The organism is Stella humosa (assembly GCF_006738645.1).
GTDB classification, from domain to species: Bacteria; Pseudomonadota; Alphaproteobacteria; order ATCC43930; family Allostellaceae; genus Allostella; species Allostella humosa.
This window is the reverse complement of sequence record NZ_AP019700.1, coordinates 3,657,891-3,677,194: the sequence shown is the minus strand read 5'-3', so window position 1 is coordinate 3,677,194 and position 19,304 is coordinate 3,657,891. Positions and strand designations below refer to the sequence as shown.

At 68.9% G+C, this 19,304-nt stretch carries 16 protein-coding genes; 7 read left to right on the top strand and 9 right to left on the bottom strand.

Annotation, left to right across the window (positions count from 1 at the left end; genetic code table 11):
- Nucleotides 1–18: 18 nt before the first annotated feature.
- Nucleotides 19–504, top strand: coding sequence for a cupin domain-containing protein (locus STVA_RS17215; RefSeq protein ID WP_197735659.1), 486 nt, complete (start codon nt 19–21; stop codon nt 502–504).
- A 17-nt stretch (nt 505–521) separates the two neighbouring features.
- Here STVA_RS17215 and STVA_RS17210 read toward each other — a convergent pair whose 3' ends face one another.
- On the bottom strand, nt 522–1,379 hold the full coding sequence (locus STVA_RS17210) for a helix-turn-helix domain-containing protein (RefSeq protein WP_170216650.1): 858 nt from the start codon (nt 1,377–1,379) through the stop codon (nt 522–524).
- Nucleotides 1,380–1,563: 184 nt separating this feature from the next.
- Here STVA_RS17210 and STVA_RS17205 point away from each other — a divergent pair, with 184 nt between their 5' ends.
- The 5 genes from STVA_RS17205 (at nt 1,564) to STVA_RS17185 (ending at nt 8,884) form a co-directional block, all read left to right on the top strand.
- A complete protein-coding gene (locus STVA_RS17205; protein ID WP_123693813.1) occupies nt 1,564–2,667 on the top strand; it encodes an aldo/keto reductase in 1,104 nt (367 codons plus the stop codon).
- Between the two features lie 505 nt (nt 2,668–3,172).
- Entirely contained in the window at nt 3,173–4,615 is a 1,443-nt protein-coding gene (locus STVA_RS17200; RefSeq protein ID WP_123693815.1) for a toll/interleukin-1 receptor domain-containing protein, read from the top strand.
- Nucleotides 4,608–6,128: an argonaute/piwi family protein gene (locus tag STVA_RS17195; RefSeq protein ID WP_123693817.1), complete on the top strand. Its 1,521-nt coding sequence runs from the start codon at nt 4,608–4,610 to the stop codon at nt 6,126–6,128. The genes STVA_RS17200 and STVA_RS17195 overlap by 8 nt, the downstream gene beginning before the upstream one ends.
- Nucleotides 6,129–6,317: 189 nt before the next feature.
- A complete protein-coding gene (locus STVA_RS17190) occupies nt 6,318–7,361 on the top strand; it encodes a dienelactone hydrolase family protein (RefSeq protein ID WP_142235797.1) in 1,044 nt (347 codons plus the stop codon).
- Nucleotides 7,361–8,884 carry a GH3 family acyl-acid amido synthetase gene (locus tag STVA_RS17185; RefSeq protein WP_123693821.1) on the top strand — a complete coding sequence of 508 codons (1,524 nt, stop codon included), beginning with the start codon at nt 7,361–7,363 and terminating at the stop codon, nt 8,882–8,884. Before STVA_RS17190 ends, STVA_RS17185 begins: the two co-directional genes overlap by 1 nt.
- Nucleotides 8,885–8,901: 17 nt before the next feature.
- Here the strand turns inward: STVA_RS17185 and STVA_RS17180 are convergent, their stop codons facing one another.
- From STVA_RS17180 to STVA_RS17170, 3 genes are all read right to left on the bottom strand, one after another.
- Nucleotides 8,902–9,648, bottom strand: coding sequence for a CHAP domain-containing protein (locus STVA_RS17180; RefSeq protein WP_123693823.1), 747 nt, complete (start codon nt 9,646–9,648; stop codon nt 8,902–8,904).
- Nucleotides 9,649–9,740: 92 nt separating this feature from the next.
- Entirely contained in the window at nt 9,741–10,709 is a 969-nt protein-coding gene (locus STVA_RS17175) for a CobW family GTP-binding protein (protein WP_123693825.1), read from the bottom strand.
- An 8-nt stretch (nt 10,710–10,717) separates the two neighbouring features.
- On the bottom strand, nt 10,718–12,325 hold the full coding sequence (locus tag STVA_RS17170) for an amidohydrolase family protein (RefSeq protein WP_123693965.1): 1,608 nt from the start codon (nt 12,323–12,325) through the stop codon (nt 10,718–10,720).
- A 193-nt stretch (nt 12,326–12,518) separates the two neighbouring features.
- Between STVA_RS17170 and STVA_RS17165 the strand changes: the two genes are divergently transcribed.
- Complete coding sequence (locus tag STVA_RS17165) at nt 12,519–13,571, top strand: serine hydrolase domain-containing protein (RefSeq protein ID WP_123693967.1); 1,053 nt, start codon at nt 12,519–12,521, stop codon at nt 13,569–13,571.
- Between the two features lie 4 nt (nt 13,572–13,575).
- Here the strand turns inward: STVA_RS17165 and STVA_RS17160 are convergent, their stop codons facing one another.
- From STVA_RS17160 to STVA_RS17140, 5 genes are read right to left on the bottom strand one after another with little or no spacing between them, the layout of a single operon-like run.
- Nucleotides 13,576–15,141, bottom strand: coding sequence for an FAD-dependent oxidoreductase (locus STVA_RS17160; RefSeq protein WP_123693827.1), 1,566 nt, complete (start codon nt 15,139–15,141; stop codon nt 13,576–13,578).
- A gap of 1 nt (nt 15,142) precedes the next feature.
- Nucleotides 15,143–16,459 carry an NAD(P)/FAD-dependent oxidoreductase gene (locus STVA_RS17155; RefSeq protein WP_123693829.1) on the bottom strand — a complete coding sequence of 439 codons (1,317 nt, stop codon included), beginning with the start codon at nt 16,457–16,459 and terminating at the stop codon, nt 15,143–15,145.
- Nucleotides 16,460–16,508: 49 nt separating this feature from the next.
- Entirely contained in the window at nt 16,509–17,321 is an 813-nt protein-coding gene (locus tag STVA_RS17150; RefSeq protein WP_123693831.1) for an ABC transporter permease, read from the bottom strand.
- 3 nt (nt 17,322–17,324) lie between these two features.
- Nucleotides 17,325–18,197, bottom strand: a complete 873-nt coding sequence (locus STVA_RS17145; RefSeq protein ID WP_123693833.1) for an ABC transporter permease — start codon at nt 18,195–18,197, stop codon at nt 17,325–17,327.
- Nucleotides 18,197–19,297: an ABC transporter ATP-binding protein gene (locus tag STVA_RS17140; RefSeq protein ID WP_123693835.1), complete on the bottom strand. Its 1,101-nt coding sequence runs from the start codon at nt 19,295–19,297 to the stop codon at nt 18,197–18,199. The genes STVA_RS17145 and STVA_RS17140 overlap by 1 nt, the downstream gene beginning before the upstream one ends.
- Nucleotides 19,298–19,304 lie beyond the last annotated feature (7 nt).

Genomic DNA, 19,304 nt, shown 5'->3' with positions numbered 1-19,304 from the left:
GCGAACGGGAGACCCCGCATGGTGAAGCCTGTCATCAACCTGGACGAGGTCGAGTTCGACGATGTCGAGGAGAACGGCATCTACACCTCGAGCCGGGCCACCATCGGCGACCATATCGGCGCCCGGCACCTCGGCTACAATCTGACCGTCCTGCCGCCCGGCAAGGTGCAGTGCCCCTTCCACAACCACCATGGCGAGGAGGAGATGTTCCTCATCCTGGAGGGGGAGGGCGAGCTTCGCTTTGGCGACCGGCGCTATCCGCTGCGCCCGCACGACGTCGTCGCCTGCCCGCCCGGCGGGCCGGAAGTGGCGCACCAGATCATCAACACCGGCAGGACGACCATGCGCTACCTGGCGCTGTCGACCCTGGTCGCGGTCGAGGCCTGCGAATACCCCGATTCCGGCAAGGTGCTGGTCGTCGCGGGCAAGCGGGGGGACCGGGGCCTGCGCAAGATGTTCCGGGCGGAGGCTACGGTCGACTACTACGACCGCGAAGGTGGGTGAGGGCGGCGGCAGATCATTCAGGGACCCGGCCGGCGGGCCGATGGGCCGCGGCCCGTCACCCGGCGGAAGGTGCGGGTGAAGTGGCTGGGACTGAGGAAGCCGACCCGCAGTGCGACTTCGGCGACGGTCGGCCCCTCGGTTGCCAGGATGGCGCTGGCGCGATGGATGCGGCGGCGGTTGATGAACTCCAGCGGCGTCGTTCCGGTGGTCGCCCGGAAGGCGCGGTGCAGATGGCCGGCCGACAGGCCGACCAGCCGCGCCAGGTCGGCCACCCGGATGTCGGCGGCGAGGTTGGCTTCGACATAGTCCTCGATGCGGCGCAGGCGCCAGGCCGGCAGGTGCCAGGCGACTGTGGCGGCGGCCGGGCGCGGCGTGCCGTAGCGCCGCACGAGATAGCAGGCCAGCGCCCGCGACATGGTCTCGCAATAGAGCGGCTGGAGATTCCCGTCGGCCGCATGCAGGCGGGCCATCTCGCCCACCATGCCAGCCACGAAGGGGTCCTCGCCATTGCTGAAGGCCGGCAGGTCCAGCATCCGCCCGTCGCCGTCCAGCAGGTCGGGAATGGCGTCTGGGACGAGCGCGATCGAGGCCCACTCCGTGGCCACGTCGCGCAGCACCAGACGGCGTTCGCAGTCGGCCGGCACGAAGGAGACGGCCCCCGGCCGGTCGGGGCCGGCATAGCGGTGGCCGCCGGCAGCGCTCACCTCGATCCTTCGCGCGCCGCCGCGCAGGGTGACGAGGACCAGGTGGTCGGGCGTGTGGATCGTGCCCTCGACCAGCGGCGTCGGCGGGCGATGGGCGGTGTCGAACGAGCCCTGGCCCCAGCCGAAGCTGCGCCAACCCTGCGATCTCGGTTCCAGCACCCGTTGCGCCATCGGCCCCTCCGGTCGCTTTGGCGGCGACATCCCGAGAGGAGCACGGATCGGGCCGCGCCGCGCGGATTCCTGTCAGAATCCTGCGCATGGCATCACGAAAGGAAGCGCCGCGGGCGCGTGCCGCCGTCATATTGGCGCCACCACGGGGGCCGGGGCGATCCCGGCCGGCAGGGAAGGACGGAACATGCAGCAGGGGCAGTTCTCGCGCAGAAGCGTGATGGCGGGTGGGCTTGGACTGGGCGTGGCCGCGGCGGCCGCCCCTGTTGGCGCCCTGGGCATCGGCCGGGCGATGGCACAGGCGCCGGCACCGGCGGCAACCGCGCAGGTCCGGCCGGAAGGCTGGCTGCGCGAGGGTGCGATCACGCGCGCCTTCCCGCGCACCGGCGAGCGGGTGCCGGCGATCGGGCTCGGCACCTATCTCACCTTCGACCTGCTGCCGGGCGACAAGCGCGAGCACCTGTTCCAGGTGACCAAGCAGTTCTGGGAGGCCGGCGGCCGGCTGGTCGACACCTCGCCGCTCTATGGCACGGGCGAGGTCAATCTCGGCCATTTCGCCGCCACGTTGGGCATCGCCGACCAGCTTTTCATCACCAACAAGGTCTGGTCGACGGGGGAATTCCTGGCCGACGATAGCCACGCCAAGCGCAGCCTCGACCGCTCGATGCAGCGCCTGTGGCGCTCGCAGATCGACGCCATGCAGTGCCATAGCCTGGTCAATGTCGACGTCATCCTGCCGATCATGATGGCGTGGAAGAAGGAAGGCCGCATCCGCCACCTGGGCGTCTCGCACCACCAGCTCGAATATTTCGAGCCGATGGCCCAGTGGGTGGAGCGCGGCGGGCTGGACGTCGTTCAGGTCCACTACTCGATCCACACCCGCGTCGCCGAGGAGCGCATCATCCCGGCGGCGGCCGAGAAGGGCACGGCGGTGCTGGTGAACATGCCGTTCGAGAAGGCGCGACTGTTCAAGATCGTCGAGGGCCGGCCCCTGCCGGATTTCGCCAAGGAGTTCGGCGCCACGACCTGGGCGCAGTTCTTCCTGAAATGGGTGATCTCGAACCCGGCCATCACCTGCGCGGTGCCGGCCACCACCAATCCCGACCATCTGCGCGACAACATGGGCGCGCTGACCGGCCCACTGCCCGACCAGGCGATGCGCGACCGCATGGTCCGCCACATGGAGGGCATTCCCGGCTTCGATTCGCTGGGCAAGATGCCGATGTATCCGGGCAAGCGCTATCCCGGGATCATCGCCCGCGCCCAGGCCGAGCTGCGGGCGCGCAGCTAGACTAGCAGGCTGTTGAAGGACCCGCTGGCCTATCGGCTGGGTGAGAGATTCCATCTCGTTCGGGATTGGACGGGCGATGCTGCTGCCGGCGTTGCATTCCGCTCGGAGCGTCAATTGATGGAAGGGCTGTAGTACGATCTGATGTTCCGCTGGTTCGTCCGCCGGGGGTGGACGAACGGATGTGGAACCACTCGCCTTCTCGAAAACGTGCGCCCGCACGTCGGCTAGGCCGCTCGTGAACCTTCTTCAACAGCCCGCTGGGTCGGACATCTGCCATTCTTGGAGTATGCAAATGGACAAGTGATTTTGCGGCGTGAGCGCGAGCAGCATCGGGCCATTTCAATGGGCGCTCTCGATAGCTCCGAAGGTCAAGCCATATAAGCGTCCCACCAGCTTAGCGATAAGTGCAGCGGTTAAAACACATCTCTCGCATACCTTGTGATCGACGTTTGACAATACCGGAGCAAAACAGGAAACCTCCGCTGAATCACGCTAGGATTTCCGAGTGAGTCCATCATCGACACAGTCATCGTCTCCACAACCTGCGCGTCGGCTCGTCTTCATCAGCCATGCCAACCCAGAGGAGAACGACTTTGTTCGCTGGCTCGGAGTGCAGCTCGCCAGCGCCGGCTACGAGGTCTGGTCTGATATCACTCGCTTGATCGGCGGGGAGGTATTCTGGGACGATATTGAGGATGCGATACGCCGGCATACGGCGAAGTTTATTCTCGTGGTCTCGAATGCAGCGCTTCGGAAGGAGGGGGTGAAGGACGAGATCAATCTGGCCGTCATGGTCGAGCGCTCGGACAAGGTCGATCGCTTCGTCCTCCCGGTTCGGATCGAGGATGTGCCGTTCTCCGACTTCAAGGCCAACATCGCCCGCAAGAACGCTATCGATTTCACAACAGGCTGGGCTCCAGCGCTCGCCCGAGTCTTCGAGGTTCTCGAACGCGACGGCGTACCGAAGGGCGCGATCCAGTCGGCGGATGTTGCCTCTTGGTGCGCACGGCGGTTCGAGGCGACGCAGATGCCGGTGGCCGAACCGGAGACGGTCGTGTCGAATTGGCTTCCGATAACGGCCATGCCGGAGGAGGTCTCGCTCTTTTCGATCGGGGTTCCCCAATCGGCCGTGAAGGGCCTTATGGCTGGGACCCGACTCCCCTGGTTTCCATATCACCGACTGGTTGGGACGTTCGGGAACGCGGTCGATCTCGCGCTCGGTCTGCCCGATCAACACATCGAACGTCACTACCTACTGACGCTCGACGCCATGCTGGCCGGCACGCCGCCTGCAATGCCGGCCGTTCGCCGCGCAGATGCGCGTCGTTTGGTGGTCAATATGCTTCGGCAGGGTTGGAACAACACCATGGCCGCCAAAGGGCTCCTGCCGTTCGAGATGGCGGACAACTCCGTCGCTTGGTTCTTTCCTAGGCATCTGATCGAAAAGGACACGGCCCATTTCGTCGATCACACCGGCAAGCGGCGGCGCAAGGCTATGGTTGGGCGAAGCGAGAAGCGCAGCGTCTACTGGCATCTCGGGTTCATCGCCAAGCCCGTGATCGGCGTGCAATCACACTTCGTGATGAAGGCCACCATTGTCTTCTCGGAAGACGGCCGGACGCCTCTCGATAGCGTGGAGAAGATGCACAGGCTTCGGCGGGGATTTTGCCGCAACTGGTGGAATGATCAGTGGCGCGACCTCCTGCTGGCCTACGCGACGTGGATTGGGGGCGACGCCTTTCAGATCGTCCTACCAATGGGCGATTTTGCCCGAGTGTATGTCGGGTCTCTTCCAATTCTCTTTACTTCTCCCATCACTTGTCCGGACCCATTTGTCAAGACTCGGACGCTCGCAACCGGGGATGATGACGAAACGCCGACTGACCCTCCCGTGGAGGTCGGCGAGGATCTGCTTGTGGGCGAACCCGCGGAGCTCGAGAATGACTGAGCACGATCATGCCCTGCAGATGATCGAAGAGCCTCTGTTGTTGTTTGGTCACGACCAAAGACTACCCGATCCCAAGGACGGCCTGTTCCTCTTCGGCCCGATGATTGATGAAGGCAAGCCGGCGGAGATGCGGGTCGGGGTGATCGGCACCCGCCAAGGAATCGCCCGGTACAAATTGTGGGTCAGCAAAATTACGGGCTACATCCCGGCTGCCCGGGCCGAGCAGCACCACCTCGCATTCCCAGGCTTTGAAGCCGCCTTCAAGACACGGTGGCCCCTGATGCCGGTCGCGGCGATAGAACTTTCGGGCCCCTCATTGTCGAGCACAGTCCGTATCTCTGACGCCCACGAGCGAGTTTATAAGACCGTCGATCTCTTCGACCGTGCGATCCGCAAATTCCTTCGAGAGGAAGACAGCGTGCCAGCCGTGTGGTTCGTCGTCATCCCGGACGAGGTACACAGGTTTTGCCGACCCAAGTCGACCATCCCCACTCCCGAACGCACAGCGACGACCGAGCGTCTCTCGGCGAAGATGGCGAAGGGGTTCCTTCGGGCACCCTCCCTGTTCGCTGAGGACAATATTGCCACCGAGCCGTATCGCTATGAGGTCGATTTCCATAACCAGCTTAAAGCGCGCCTCCTCGACCAGAAGGTCGTGCTGCAGATAGTTCGGGAATCGACCCTAGACCCAGAAGGCGTGAACGCCGAGAATGGGCAGCAGCGACTGCTGCAAGACCCGGCCAATGTCGCTTGGAATCTGTCCACCACCGCCTTCTTCAAGGCCGGCGGCCGACCGTGGGCCCTCGCGGGAGTGCGTGAGGATGTCTGTTACATCGGCTTGGTCTTCAAGAAAACCGATGCGGACGGTGCGCCCGGAAATGCTTGCTGCGGCGCTCAGATGTTCTTGGGGTCGGGTGACGGCGTCGTTTTCAAGGGGGCCGTAGGGCCTTGGTACTCGCCCACCACCTTGGAATTTCATCTCGACGAAGCGAAGGCAAAGGAAATCGCAGGCCTCGTGGTGGAGGCCTACACGGATAGGCACGGGTGTCCACCAAAGGAGCTCTTCATCCACGCCAAACAGAATTTCAGTGACGCGGAGTGGCAGGGATTCAGCAGCGCGGTCGGCCCGGAGACGACCCTAGTCGGGGTGCGGATCCAGACGACGCGCGAGATCAAGCTCTACCGTCGAACGCGCAGCCCGGTCTTGCGCGGGACTGCCCTAGCGATAAGTCGGCGCAAGGGCTACCTATGGACTGTGGGTTTCATTCCCGACCTGCAGACTTATCCTGGTCGAGAGGCGCCAAATCCGCTTTCGGTCGAGATCACCCGTGGCGAGGGCGACCTGACGCAGGTAATGCGGGATGTTCTTGGGCTCACGAAGCTCAACTTCAACGCCTGCATCTATGGTGACGGCATTCCGGTGACCCTGCGCTTCGCCGACGACGTGGGCGAGATACTGACGGCCGCGCCCATCGAGGATCTGCCCCCGCTGCCGTTCAAGCACTACATCTGAAGCGGCAGCCTTCGGACGTTGAGCCCAAAAATGCGAATGTCCCAATTTCGGCGTCGATCCAACGTCGTCCTATTGCGCACTGTCGCCTAACTAGCTCGCGGAAAATTGAGGGGCGGGACGGCCGGCGGCTTCCTATCTGTAGTCGGCCGTCCGCCCCGACCGGGGCGGCCCGACACCAGGGGAGAGACCGTGCCGTTCCGCCTCCGTGCCTCGATCTTCGCCCTCGCCGCGGTGGCGCCGTTCGCCGCGCTGGCATCGCCCACCGTGCCCGAGCGGTGGCCAGACGCGCCGCCCGCCATGGCGGGCCAGGCGGTCACCGTTCCCAGCAGCAGTCCCTTCGTGCCGCGCGACCTGGGCGGGCCGCAGGTGCCGGATGCGCAGGCGCAAGTCACCTGGTTCCCGCCCGCCGGCGCCACGCCCGGGCGCAAGGCGCCGGCGGTCGTCCTGTTGCACGGATCGGGCGGGGTGCTGGACGCGCGCGAGCTGACCTATGGCCGGCAGTTGGCGGCCATGGGCATCGGCGCCGCCGTGGTCGACGTCTTTGCCGCCCGGCGCGACCTGGCCACCAGCTTCGTCGACCGCATCATCGAGATCACCGAGACCATGGCGATCGCGGACGCCTATGCGACGCTGGCCTGGCTGAAGGCGCGGCCGGAGATCGACGCCGACCGGGTGGCGCTGTGGGGCTTCTCCTATGGCGCCATGTCCAGCATCTTCGCCGCCAATGCCGGCATCGCCGACCGGGCGGCGGGGCGGTTCGGGCTGGGGCCGACGCGCTTTGCCGGCCATGTCGCCTTCTACGGCCCCTGCATCACCACTTTCGACGACGAGCGCACGACCGGCGCGCCGGTGCTGATGGCCTGGGGCGATGGCGACGAGCTAATGAACCCGGTGCGCTGCAACGCGCTGGCCGACGAGTTGCGGGCCGGCGGGTCGGCTGTTCGCACGGTCGTCTATCCCGGCGCCTATCACCAGTGGGACGGCAACTGGGCCGGCCCGCGGCGCATCGGCCGGCTGCTCGATGGCTGCGGCTTCCGCGTCGACAACGACCTGGTGGTGCGCACCGATGGCATCGGCGTGCCGATGACCAACCCCTTCACCCGCAAGCTGATGCTGGCGCTCTGCGTCGGCTCCGAGGGCTACCTGATGGGGCGCGACGACGCGGTGCGCGAGCGCTCCAACCAGGAGGTCGGCAACTTCCTCAACAGCGTGTTTGCCCGGCCGCGCGGCTGATGGCGCGGCCGGACGCGACGCGGGTCTTCCGGGCGCTGGCGGCGCTGCGGCGGCGCCAGCTCGCGCGGATGGACCCGGTTGCGACCCAGCGCCGGACACTGCTGCGCCTGCTGCGGCGGGCCGAACATACCCGCTTCGGCCGCGATCATGGCTTCACCGGCGTGACCGACGTGGCGGAGTTCCAGGCGGCCGTGCCGCTGCGCCGCTACGAGCAGTTCTGGACCGACTACTGGGAGCCGGCCTTTCCCCGCCTGGTCGACGTCTCCTGGCCCGGGCTGATCGCCTTCCTGGCCGTCAGCTCCGGCACCACTGCGGGGCGCACCAAGTACCTGCCGCTGACGCCGGAGATGCGGCGGTCGAACGTCCGCGCCGGCTTCGACACCGTCGTCCACCACCTGGCGGCCCGCCCGGCCAGCCGGATGTTCGCCGGGCGCAGCCTGATGCTGGGCGGCAGCACGGCCCTGGTGGAGGAGGCGCCGGGCGTGCTGTCGGGCGACCTCAGCGGCATCGCCGCCAGGACCCTGCCGCCCTGGGCGCGGCCCTTCTCCTTTCCCGGGCCGGAACTGGCCCTGCTGGCCGACTGGGAGGAGAAGCTGGAGCGCATCGCGCGGGAATCCCTCTCGCAGCCGATCCGGGCGCTGACCGGCACGCCGAGCTGGCTGCTGATGCTGCTGGACCGGGTGGCAGCGCTGCGGCGGGAACAAGGGGCTGACGGCCGGCCCTATCCCGACCTTGACCTGCTGATCCATGGCGGCGTGCGCTTCGAGGGCTATCGCCGGCGTTTCGAGGCGCTGCTGGCCGGCACCGCGGCAGAGCTGCGCGAGGTCTATCCGGCCAGCGAGGGCTTCATCGCGGCGGCCGACCGCGGGCCGGGGCAGGGGATGCGCCTGAACCTCGACCATGGCCTCTTCTTCGAGTTCGTCCCGGTGGCCGAGCTGGACAGCCCGCGGCCCTCCCGCCACTGGGTTGCCGACGCCGAGCTGGGGGTCGATTATGCCCTGGTGCTGACGACCTGCGCCGGGCTCTTCGGCTATGTCATCGGCGACACCGTGCGGCTCGTCTCGCTCGACCCGCCGCGGGTGCTGATCACGGGGCGGACGTCCTACGGCATGTCCGCCTTCGGCGAGCACCTGATCGGCGAGGAGGTGGAGCGCGCGGCGACCGATGCGGCGCTCGCGATCGACGCCGACCTGACGGACTTCTCGATGATGGCCGTCTTCCCGGACGATACGACGCCACTCGGCGGCCACCGCTGGGTGGTGGAGTTCGCGACGCTGCCGTCGCCGGGGGCGGTCGAGCGCTTCACGACGGTGCTGGATGCGACGCTGGCCGACCTCAACGACGACTATCGCGCCCACCGGGCCGGGATGGCGGCGCCGGTCGTCCTGGCCGTGCCGCCCGGCACCTTCGCTGCCTGGATGAAGCGGCGCGGGCGCCTGGGCGGGCAGAACAAGGTGCCGCGCATCATCAACGACGGCGGCCTGGCGGCGGACCTCACGGCCTTCGTCGCCGCCCAGGGTTGATCAGGGTACCCGGCTGATCAGGGCACCCGGCCGAAGCCCAGCAGCCGGTCGATGCTGGCCAGCGTGTAGGTGAAGCTGTTCACCTTGGGCGTCTTGTTGCCCTCGATCGTCCGCACGATGCCGTTGGCGTAGGAATGGACCAAGCCGACATGGCCTTGCCAGCCCGACGGCGTGCCGCGCCACCAGACGATGATGTCGCCCGGCAACGGCGGGTCGGCGTCGGTCGGGCGGATTTCCCACCCCTTGGCGCGGATCTTCTGCAGCACGTCGCGCGCGCCCAGCGTGTAGGCGAAGGGCATGGGCTGGCCGCAATCCTTGAAGCAGCAGGACACGAAGCCGGCGCACCAGTCGGCCGGCGGCGCGAGGATGCCGTTCAGGTAGCGGGCGACGTGCGGGCCCAGATTGTTGCCGCCGACCTCGCCATGGCCGGCCGCCATCTCCGCCAGTGCCGCCTTCAGCGCGCCACGCGCCGTGGCCGACCCGCCGGTGGCCGGCATGGCAAGCCCGGGCGGCGCGGGGGGCGCAGCAGCAGGCGCTGTGTTGCCCAGCCGCTGCTCGATCGCCCAGGCGGTGACCGGGCCGACGACGCCGTCCACCACCAGGGGGCGGCCGGCGCTGTCGGCGTTCTGCATCTGGAACGCCTTGACCGCCCGGGCCAGGGCGTCGTCGAAGGTCTCGGTGATGGCGCCGCCGTGATAGCCGAGTTGGGCCAGCTTGCCGGCCAGTGCGGCCACGGCCGGCCCTGTCGAACCGCGCTTCAGCATCCTCGCCTCCCGCCGGCATGGTGCCGGATACACCACTATAGGTTCGGCGGCATTTGCGGCGGCGGACGATCTGCGCCAATTCGATGGGATCGCTACTGGCCGATCGTCACCCCATGAGGCGCGCAGGTGGCGGCCAGGTCGACCGCCGACAGGTCGTGGGCGATGACGACGACCGAGCCGAGGTCGCCGCCGCTGCCGGGTGGCATGCGCACGGGCGGGGAGAAGATGGTGCCGACCCCCTGGACCAGCACCGGCCCGTCGACGCCTGCCACCGCGACCAGCCCCTTCACCCGCAGCAGCCGGTCGCCGCAGCGGGCGGCCAGGTCCTCGATCCAGTGGGCGATCGCCTCCCACGGGCGGCCGGGCGGGACGGTGGCGAGGAAGACGGCGATCCGCGGGTGCAGCAGGCCGCGCAGCCCGACGACGGTCGGCGCCGGCGGGACTGCCGCACTTGGTCCGTGGCCGGTGAAGGCGGCTGCCGCCCGTGCGGCGCGATCGGGCTCGGCGACCAGACGGGCGAAGGGGTTGATCGCGCGCGCAGCGGCCGCGGCGGCCTCGACCGGCCCCGCGCCGTCCAGGTCGAGCTTGCTCAGTACGATGGTCTGGGCGGCGGCCAGTTGGGCGGCGGCTTCCTCGAAATGGACGGCGTGGGCGGCACCCTGGCCGGCATCGAAGGTCGCCAGCACCCGCACCCGGAAATCGTGCCGGCCGAGGTCGCCCAGCGAACGGACGATCGGTCCCGGCCGCGACAGGCCGCTGCATTCCAGGATCATCCGGCGGAAGGGCGGCAGGCCGGCGTCGTCGCGGTCGGCCACCAGCGTCTCGACGCTGGCGACCAGCTCGTTGCCGATCGAGCAGCAGACGCAGCCATTGGGCAGCATGGCGACCGGCAGGCCGGTCGACGAGCGGCCGACGACGGCACCGTCCACGTCGATCCGGCCGACGTCGTTCACCAGCACGGCGGTGTCGGCGGCATCCTGGCCCGCCAGGAAGTCGAGCAGCAGGGTCGTCTTGCCGCTGCCCAGGAAGCCGCAGAGGATGTGGAAGTCGGTCCCGGCCATCCCTGGTATCAGGGCACCGGCAGCTCGGGCGAGGCGGCTCGGCTGCCGGCCACCATCTCCCGCACGTCGGCCAGCAGTTCCTCCACGTCGTAGATGACGCCGCCGCGGATGGTGTAGCGCAGCACCCGCGGCCACTCGACCTGCCGCGTCTCCTCGTTCAGGCGCATGGCGCCGGTGGCGTAGAGCAGCTTGAAGTCCGCCAGCGGGTTCTGGTCGTGGATCAAGAGGTCGGCCGACTTGCCGACCTCGATGCTGCCGGTCTCCTCCTGCAAGCCCAGCAGCTCGGCGCCCTGGATGGTGGCCGCGCGCAGCACCTCCAGCGGCGTGAATCCCGCCTCCTGCAGCAGCTCCAGCTCGCGGATGTAGCCGAAGCCGAACGTCTGGAAGATGAAGCCCGAATCCGACCCGGTGCAGACCCGGCCGCCGCGGTTCTTGAACTCGTTGATGAACTGCATCCACAGCCGGTAGTTCTGCTTCCAGTCGACCTCGTTGCTGGTCGACCAGCGGTGCCAGTAGCTGCCATGGCCGCCGCTGGCGGGCTGGTAGTAGTTCCACAGGCCAGCCCAGGTGTAGTCGCGGTGCCAGTCGGCCCGCCTGGTGCGCATCAGGTCGCGGTTGGCGTCGTAGATCGAGAAGGTCGGCACGAACGAGAAGCCCAGCTCCAGGAACTCGTCCATGACGGCGTTCCACTTGGCGCTGCCGGGCTGGGCCGCCTGGCGGAAGGTCTGGCCGGCAAACGCGAAGCGGAAATACTCGTCCCCATAGTCGTAGTCGGGCGTGTAGTCCTGGATCACCCGGTTCTCGAACAGGGATTCCGCCAGGCCGTAATAATGCTCCTGGCTGCCGAGGCCCCAGCGCGCCGTCGTCATCGTGCTCATGCGGGTCACGGCCTGCTGGGCGTGATGACAGCCCGAGCGCAGCCCGACCTTGCGGCACTCGTCGAGGGCGGCCTCCATGATCTGCGGCGGGGCGCCGAAGAACTTGATGCCGTCGGCGCCCAGCGCCTTCACCGCCTGCAGCCAGCTCCGCGCCTGGTCCGGCGTGTGGATGGTCTTGATCATGTCGTTGACGGCCGGGAAGTAGGCGTAGGCCACCATCCGCGGCGCCGCGATTTCGTGCCGGGCCGCCCGGTCGCGCTGGTCCAGCGTCCAGGCGAGCCCGTTCAGGCAGCCCATCTCGCGCACCGTGGTGACGCCGTGCGCCAGCCACAGCTTGTAGACATAGTCGGCCGGGGCCATCGGCCCCGACATGGCGTGGTAGGGCGTGCCGACATGGCCGTGGCAGTCGATGAAGCCCGGCGTCACATACTTGCCGGTGCAGTCGATCTCGTGGTCGCCGGCCGCGGGCCGCAGGGCGTCGCGCGACAGGCGGCGCGGCAGGCCCACCTTCTCGATGGCGGTGATCCGGCCCTGCTCGACGACGATGTCGACGGGGCTGATCGGCGGCGCGCCGGTGCCGTCGATGATGGTGGCACCGCGCAGGACCAGCCGGCCGAACGGCCCGGCGCCACGGTCGCGACTCGTCGCCTTTTCCACCGCGGGCAGGCCCGCGGCGTTCAGCTTGCGGATGCGTTCCTCGCCGACGCCGGAACCCGCGCCGTATTCTTCTGCCGCCATGATGGTATTGCCCCGCCGGGATGGTTTGGCGCCGATGATAGCCGCCTGGGCGCGGCTGGCCAGGGCCAAAATGGCCGTTCTCCCCCGCATATCCGCAAGCGCGGCAAAGGCCGGTCGGCTACGCTGGGACGTTCGATCGGAGACGGGAATGCCGACGCGCCGCCAGATCCTGACCCTAGCCGGAGCCGCCTTGATGACCGGAACCACCGCATCCGCCACGGCGCTGGAGACCGTCTCGCCGGCGGCTGCCGGCTTTCAGCCGGACCTCGACCAGCGGCTCGCGGCCGCGCAGGCGGCCGGGCGGCTGGATGGGCTGCACGGCATCGTGGCGCTGCGCGGCGGGCGCATCTTCTTCGAACGCTACTTTCGCGGGCCGGATGCCAGTTGGGGCACGCCCCTGGGCGAGATCGCGTTCGGGCCGGACACGCTGCACGACCTCCGCTCGGTGACCAAGAGCATCGTCGGGCTGCTCTATGGCATCGCGCTCGACCGCGGCATGGTCCCGGCGCCCGACCAGCCGCTGCTGGCGCAGTTCCCCGAATATCCCGACCTGGCGGCCGACCCGGCACGGGCGCGGCTGACGGTCGGCCATGTCCTGACCATGACGCTCGGGACCGAATGGAACGAGAGCCTGCCCTATACCAGTGCCGCCAACAGCGAGATCGCCATGGAGATGGCGGCCGACCGCTACCGCTTCGTGCTGGACCGGCCGATCCTGGCCGAGCCGGGGCAGCACTGGACCTACAATGGCGGCGCGACGACGCTGCTCGGCCGCCTGATCGAGCGCGGCACCGGCCAGGCACTGCCGGATTTCGCCCGGGCCGCGCTGTTCGACCCGCTCGGCATCGGGGCGACGCAATGGACGCGCGGGCATGACGGCACGCCGTCGGCGGCGTCCGGCCTGCGCATGGTGCCGCGCGACCTTGCGCGGATCGGCCGGATGATCCTGGCCAAGGGGCAGGCGGGTGGCCGGCAGGTGGTCCCGGCCGACTGGCTGGCGGCCAGCTTCCAGCCGCGGGCACGGCTGGAGGATGGCCGCGGCTACGGCTACCACTGGTATCTCGGCCGCTTCGAGGCGGGCGGCTTCTGGCGCGGCGCCATCGGCAATGGCGGGCAGCGCCTGTTCGTCTGGCCGGGGATCGACCTGGTGGTGGCCATCACCGCCGGCAACTACGACCAGCCGGAACAGTGGCGGCCGCCGACCAACTTGGTGCGGGAGGTGATCCTGCCGGCGCTGGCGGGCTGACCCCTCAGCCTGCCTCGCGCAGCAGGTGCATGCGGTCGAGATAGTCGCGATATCCGGCCACTTCCCGGGCGATCCGCGCCTCGTCCCAGCCCAGGATGTCGGCCACCGCGTGGGCTGCCGTGGCAGCCCCCTCGCGCGCCATGCTGTCGCCCCAGCCCAGGCCGACGCGGCGGAACAGCAGGTCGACCAGGTCGTGCGGCTGCTCGGTCCGGGCGGCATGGCGGAGCTGGGCGATGCTGATGCCCGGCTCCTGGTTCAGGACGGCCGGCGATCCCGGTTCGTCGGGCAGGGCGCGGGCGGCATAGGACAGTGGCTGCGGGGCAGCCGACGGACGGATGCGGCCGGCGACGGCAGCGGCCAGGTCGCGGCCGGCCACCCGGTGGCTCATGATCGGGCCGGCGGTGATCGACAGCATGCCGTCCATGCCATCGTCCGCCTGGTCGTGGATGCGGCGCGACCGGTTGCCCTTGGGCATGGCCGGGTCGTGGGTCAGTGGGCGCACGCCGGCCCAGGCATAGCGCACGTCCTGGCGGCGGATGCCGGCGCCCGGCACCAGGTGGGCGAACTCCTCCAGCAGCCACTCGATCTCGGGCTCGGTCGGGCGGATGTCGTCCGGGTCGCCGTCATAGAGGGACTCGGTCGGGCCGATGTAGTGCAGCCCACCGCGCCACGGCACGCAGTAGATCTGCTCGTTGTCGCGGTTCAGGCTGACGACGCAATAGTCCTGGCATTCCGGCGGCAGGCGGACGGCGATATGAACGCCCTTGGTGCCGGTGATCCGCCGCTTCGCGCCGGGCTTGCCCAGGCCGTTCACCCGGTCGATCCAGATGCCGGCGGCGTTGATGACCATGGCCGCCTGGACCGTGGCCTGACCGATGCCGTGGCCGCGATCTGCGGCGTCGGCCAGGCCGATGCGCCAGCCGCCGGGCGACAACCGCTCCAGCCCGCGGACGGCGGTGTAGTTGCGCACCTCGGCCCCCATGCGGGCGGCATCGAAGGCGGTGTCGAGCACGACCCGCTCCGGCCAGTCGAACTGGTACTGGTGGTGGAGGGCCACCGAGCGCAGCTTGTCGGGCGTGCGGATCCAGCGCACCAGCGGCATGGCCAGCGCCTCGGCCGCCGGCACCATGCGATAGCCGAGCGAGGTGCCGCCGCGGTTCAGCACGCCCAGCAGGCCGAAGGCCGCCCGGATCTGCCAGGGCGCGTACTGGCTGTCGCTGTAGATCGGGTAGCAGAAGTTGATCGCGCGCACCCGCTCGCCCGTCTCCTCGACCATCTGCGTCCGGCTGGCCAGCGCATAGCTGGCCATGCGACAGGCGGTGCGGAAGCGGGAGGGGTGGCGCACGAAATCCCACATCGACCGGCCGGGCGCCAGGTAGCGCAGGCCGTTGCCGAGGATGCGGCTCGACCGGCTGCTGGAGCCGGCGCCGAAATCGCCCTTGTCCACCAGCAGCGTCGTATACCCGGCCGCCTGGAGATGCTGGGCGGCACTGGCGCCGTTGACCCCGGCACCGATGACGGCGACGTCGAAGCGCCGGCCGTCAAGCGTGGCGAGCGGTTCCAGCGCCACCTCAGGCGGCCCGCCGGTCGTACCAGTCGCGGAAGCGGTAGTAGCCGCCCACCACCGGCAGGAACCACGGATTGCCGAAATAGAGCGGATGGTCGGGGAACTCCGGCAGCTCGAAGCCGCAGGGCTGGTTGGCGCCGCCGACGATGCGGCGCGCGGTCTGGTACCCCAGATAGGTCATCATGGCGACGCCGCTGCCGTTGCAGCCCAGCGCATAGTGCATCCCGTCCTCGCGGCCGGTATGGGGCAGGGCATCGAAGGTGAAGGCGACGTTGCCGTTCCAGGCGTGGGTGACTTTCGTGCCCTTCAGTTGCGGGAAGCGGTCGGTCATGAAGCCGTGCAGGATGGGGGCGGCCGTCTCCGGCGTGACGGCGGTGAAGCGCGCGCGGCCGCCGAAGATCACCCGCTTGTTGTCCGGCGACATGCGGTAGTAGCAGAGGACGCGGCGGGTGTCGGACAGGGTCCGGCCCTTGGGGATCAGGGACTGCGCCAGGTCGGGCGGCAGTTCCTCGGTGGCGATGATGTGGCTGGCGACGGGGATGATGCGTCGCTTCAGCTTCGGCGTGGCGTCGCCGGTATAGCCGTTCGTGGCGATCACCACGTCGCCCGCCTCGACCGTGCCGCGGCCAGTCTGCACGACCCAGCCGCTGCCCTGGCGCGTGATGCGCTCGACCGGGGCCTGGGAACAGATGGTGACGCCCCGCCGCCGGGCGGCCTCCAGCAGGCCCTTGTAGTAGAGCGCCGGGTGCAGCTTGGCAGAGCGCTCCACCACCATGCCGCCGTAATAATAGTCCGACGCCATCTCCTCGCGCTGGCGCTCGCGCGGGACCATGTAGCTGCCGGACTTGGCGCCGGCATTCAGCGTCTCCACCCGGGCCGCCTGCTTGGCATAGTGGGCGGGCGTCCAGGCGCCGACGAAGCGGCCGCGCTTTTCCCAGAAGCAGTCGATCTTCTCGCGCTCGATGATGGTCTCGATCAGCGAGAAGGCGTCGGCGGCGGAATTCAACACGCCCGTGATCTGCTCGGGCGTGCCCTGGAAGGTGCGGCCGCTGAAGCTCTTGCCGACATTGACGCCGCCGCTGACCGCCCCGCCAGAGCGCGTGCTGGCGCCCCAGCCGGGCTCGCGCGCCTCCAGCACGGTGGCCTCGATACCGGCATTGGCAAGCTCGATCGCGGTCGAGATGCCGGCATAGCCGGCGCCGACGATGACGACGCGGCTGGTCCTGGGCACGTCCACGATGGGCCCGGGCGTCGGGGTGAAGGCTTCCCACCAGTAGGGGGCAGGCTTGAAGTCGCGATGGAAGACGTCGCCGCCGGACATGGCAGGAACCTCGGAGGTTGGGGCGAGGGAGGGGAAGAGCGGGGCCTGCTCAGTGCGCCATCGGCGCGTCGGTCGCCTTGCGGAAGCGCAGCGACAGCAGCAGGAGCAGGCCGATGAAGGTGATCTTCAGGGCCGAGACCGCGGCCACGGTGGGCTCGATCTCGGTCAGGATGTTGTCGAACATCTTCTTCGGCAGGGTCATGTTGGCGCCCGACAGGAACATCGCCACGACCAGTTCGTCGAAGGAGGTGATGAAGGCGAGGAAGGCCGCCGAATAGACGCTGGGCGCCACCATCGGCAGGGTCACGCGGCGGATCGCCTGCACCCGGCTCGCGCCCATGCCGCGCGCGGCCAGTTCCAGGTTGAGGTCGAAGTTGCGCAGGCCCGCCACCAGCACGATGACGACGAAGGGCAGGGCCAGCACGGTGTGGGCGATGGCGATGCCGTACCACTCGCCGATCAGCCCCAGGTTCGAGAAGAGGCCGTAGATCGCGATCGACAGCACGATGTGCGGCACGATCATCGGCGCGGAGATCGACTGCTCGATGGCGCCGCGCCCGAAGAAGCGGGCGCGCGTCAGCCCGAACGCCAGCGGAATGCCGATGGCCAGCGCCAGCACGGTGGTGGCGGCACCGACCTGCAGGCTCTGGATGGTGGCATCGATCCAGATCGGGTCGTTCCAGTAGCGCAGGTACCACTGCATCGAGAAGCCGGGCGGCGGAAAGCGCAGATAGCTGCCGGCGCTGAACGAGATCGGGAAAACGACCACCAGCGGCAGCATCAGGAACAGGAAGACGATGGCGGCGAAGCTGCGCAGCAGGATGCGGGCGGGATCGCGGCGGGCGCGGCGGCGGGTGGCCATGGCTCAGCGCCCCTGGCCGGCGGCGGGTGGCACGCGCGCCGCCACCCAGCGGTTCAGCAGCCAGAACACCGCCAGCGTGATCGCCAGCAGCACGGCCGACAAGGCGCCGGCAAAGTTCCAGGCCAGGAACTCGCGCACCTGCTGCTCGATCACCATGGCGATCATCGTCACCTTGCCGCCGCCCAGCAGGGCGGGCGTGATGTAGAAGCCGAGCGAGACGACGAAGACGAGCGTCACGCCGGCCACCACGCCATGCAGCGTCAGCGGCAGGTAGATCCGCCGGAAGATCTGGAACCGGGACGCGCCCATGCCGCGCGCGGCGCGCGCAAAGTCGGGGTCGACGCGGGCGATCGCGCTGTAGAGCGGCAGGATCATGAAGGGCAGCATGACGTGGACCATGCCCAGGACGACGGCAAAACGCGTGTTGAGCAGCGTCAGCGGGCGGTCGATGAAGCCGTAGTCGATGAGGAAGCGGTTCACGATGCCGTTGCGACCGAGGATGATCATCCAGGCATAGGTGCGCACCAGGACGCTGGTCCAGAACGGCAGCATGACGAGCGCGAAGCCCAGCGCCCGCCAGCCGGGCGTGGTGGTGGCCAGGAAGAAGGCGACGGGATAGCCGATCAGCAGGGCGGCCGCCGTCACCATCAAGGCGATCTGGAAGGTGCGCAGGAAGATGGTGGTGTAGAGGCCGTCGGCGAAGACCTTGGCGTACCATTCCGTGGTGCCGCCCTCGACGCTGAGGGCGAAGAGCTGCAGCAGCGGCACAGCGAACAGCAGGCCGAGGAAGATCATGCCGGGCGCCGTCAGCAGGAAGGCGCCCAGCGCCGCCCGCCGTTCGGACGCGGCGACGCGTGCCGATCCGGCCATGGCCATCAGCGCACCTCGATGATGCGGGCGTCGGCGGCGTGGAAGCCGACGGCGATCGCATCGCCCGCCTGGTAGCGCCGGGCATCCCGCGATGCGGCGATGCGCGCCAGCAGCTCGACGCCCCCCGCCGCGCGGATGCGGTACTTGTCGGAGAGGCCCAGATATATCGCCTCGACCACGGTGCCCTCGATGCGGTTGTCGCCGCCCTCGCCCAGGCGCTCCGGCCGCAGCAGGATGCGCACGCGGCTGCCGGGCGACACGGTGGCGCCATCGCCGTTGACCTGAACCACGGGCCCGCCTTCGAGACGGATGGCGGGCGTGGCGCCGGCGGTCTCGACCGTGCCCGACAGGATATTGCTCTCGCCCACGAAGTCGGCGACGAGCGGGCTCTGCGGCGCCTCGTAGATGTCGCGCGGCGCGCCCACCTGCTCGAGCCGGCCATTGTCCATGACGGCGATGCGGTCGGACATGACCAGGGCCTCTTCCTGGTCGTGGGTGATGAAGAGGGTGGTCAGCCCCAGGCGCTGCTGCAGCCGACGCACCTCGAGCTGCATCGCCTCGCGCAGCTTGCGGTCGAGCGCGCCGAAGGGTTCGTCCAGCAAAAGCAGGGTGGGGCGGAAGACGATGGCGCGGGCCAATGCCACGCGCTGCTGCTGTCCGCCAGAAAGCTGGCGCGGCAGGCGATGCTCGAAGCCGGTCAACTCGACCAGTGCCAGCGCCTCCGCCACCCGGGTGCGCAGCTCGGCCTTGGCGACACGGCGCATCTCCAGCGGGAAGGCGACGTTGCGCTCGACCGTCAGGTGCGGGAACAGCGCGTAGTTCTGGAAGACCATGCCGATGTTGCGCTGGGCGGGGTCGAGGTCGGTCACGTCGCGGCCGCCCACGCGCACGTCGCCCTCGTCCGGCGTCTCGAAGCCGGCGACGACCTTGAGCAGCGTCGTCTTGCCCGAACCGCTGGGGCCGAGGATGGTCAGGAACTCGCCCGCGGCCACCGTCAGCGACACGTCGGACAACGCACGGACCTGTCCGTACCGCTTGTGGATGCCGGTGACCGAAAGGTCGCCGGAGCGCGAGGCGCGCTCCCCCGTCGTCGATGCCAATGCCATGATCCCC

Coding starts and splice junctions, on each gene's coding strand:
- STVA_RS17215 (WP_197735659.1), top strand. CDS start 19: ATGGTGAAGCCTGTCATCAACCTGGACGAGGTCGAGTTCGACGATGTC.
- STVA_RS17210 (WP_170216650.1), bottom strand. CDS start 1,379: ATGGCGCAACGGGTGCTGGAACCGAGATCGCAGGGTTGGCGCAGCTTC.
- STVA_RS17205 (WP_123693813.1), top strand. CDS start 1,564: ATGCAGCAGGGGCAGTTCTCGCGCAGAAGCGTGATGGCGGGTGGGCTT.
- STVA_RS17195 (WP_123693817.1), top strand. CDS start 4,608: ATGACTGAGCACGATCATGCCCTGCAGATGATCGAAGAGCCTCTGTTG.
- STVA_RS17185 (WP_123693821.1), top strand. CDS start 7,361: ATGGCGCGGCCGGACGCGACGCGGGTCTTCCGGGCGCTGGCGGCGCTG.
- STVA_RS17180 (WP_123693823.1), bottom strand. CDS start 9,648: ATGCTGAAGCGCGGTTCGACAGGGCCGGCCGTGGCCGCACTGGCCGGC.
- STVA_RS17175 (WP_123693825.1), bottom strand. CDS start 10,709: ATGGCCGGGACCGACTTCCACATCCTCTGCGGCTTCCTGGGCAGCGGC.
- STVA_RS17170 (WP_123693965.1), bottom strand. CDS start 12,325: ATGGCGGCAGAAGAATACGGCGCGGGTTCCGGCGTCGGCGAGGAACGC.
- STVA_RS17165 (WP_123693967.1), top strand. CDS start 12,519: ATGACCGGAACCACCGCATCCGCCACGGCGCTGGAGACCGTCTCGCCG.
- STVA_RS17155 (WP_123693829.1), bottom strand. CDS start 16,459: ATGTCCGGCGGCGACGTCTTCCATCGCGACTTCAAGCCTGCCCCCTAC.
- STVA_RS17150 (WP_123693831.1), bottom strand. CDS start 17,321: ATGGCCACCCGCCGCCGCGCCCGCCGCGATCCCGCCCGCATCCTGCTG.
- STVA_RS17145 (WP_123693833.1), bottom strand. CDS start 18,197: ATGGCCATGGCCGGATCGGCACGCGTCGCCGCGTCCGAACGGCGGGCG.
- STVA_RS17140 (WP_123693835.1), bottom strand. CDS start 19,297: ATGGCATTGGCATCGACGACGGGGGAGCGCGCCTCGCGCTCCGGCGAC.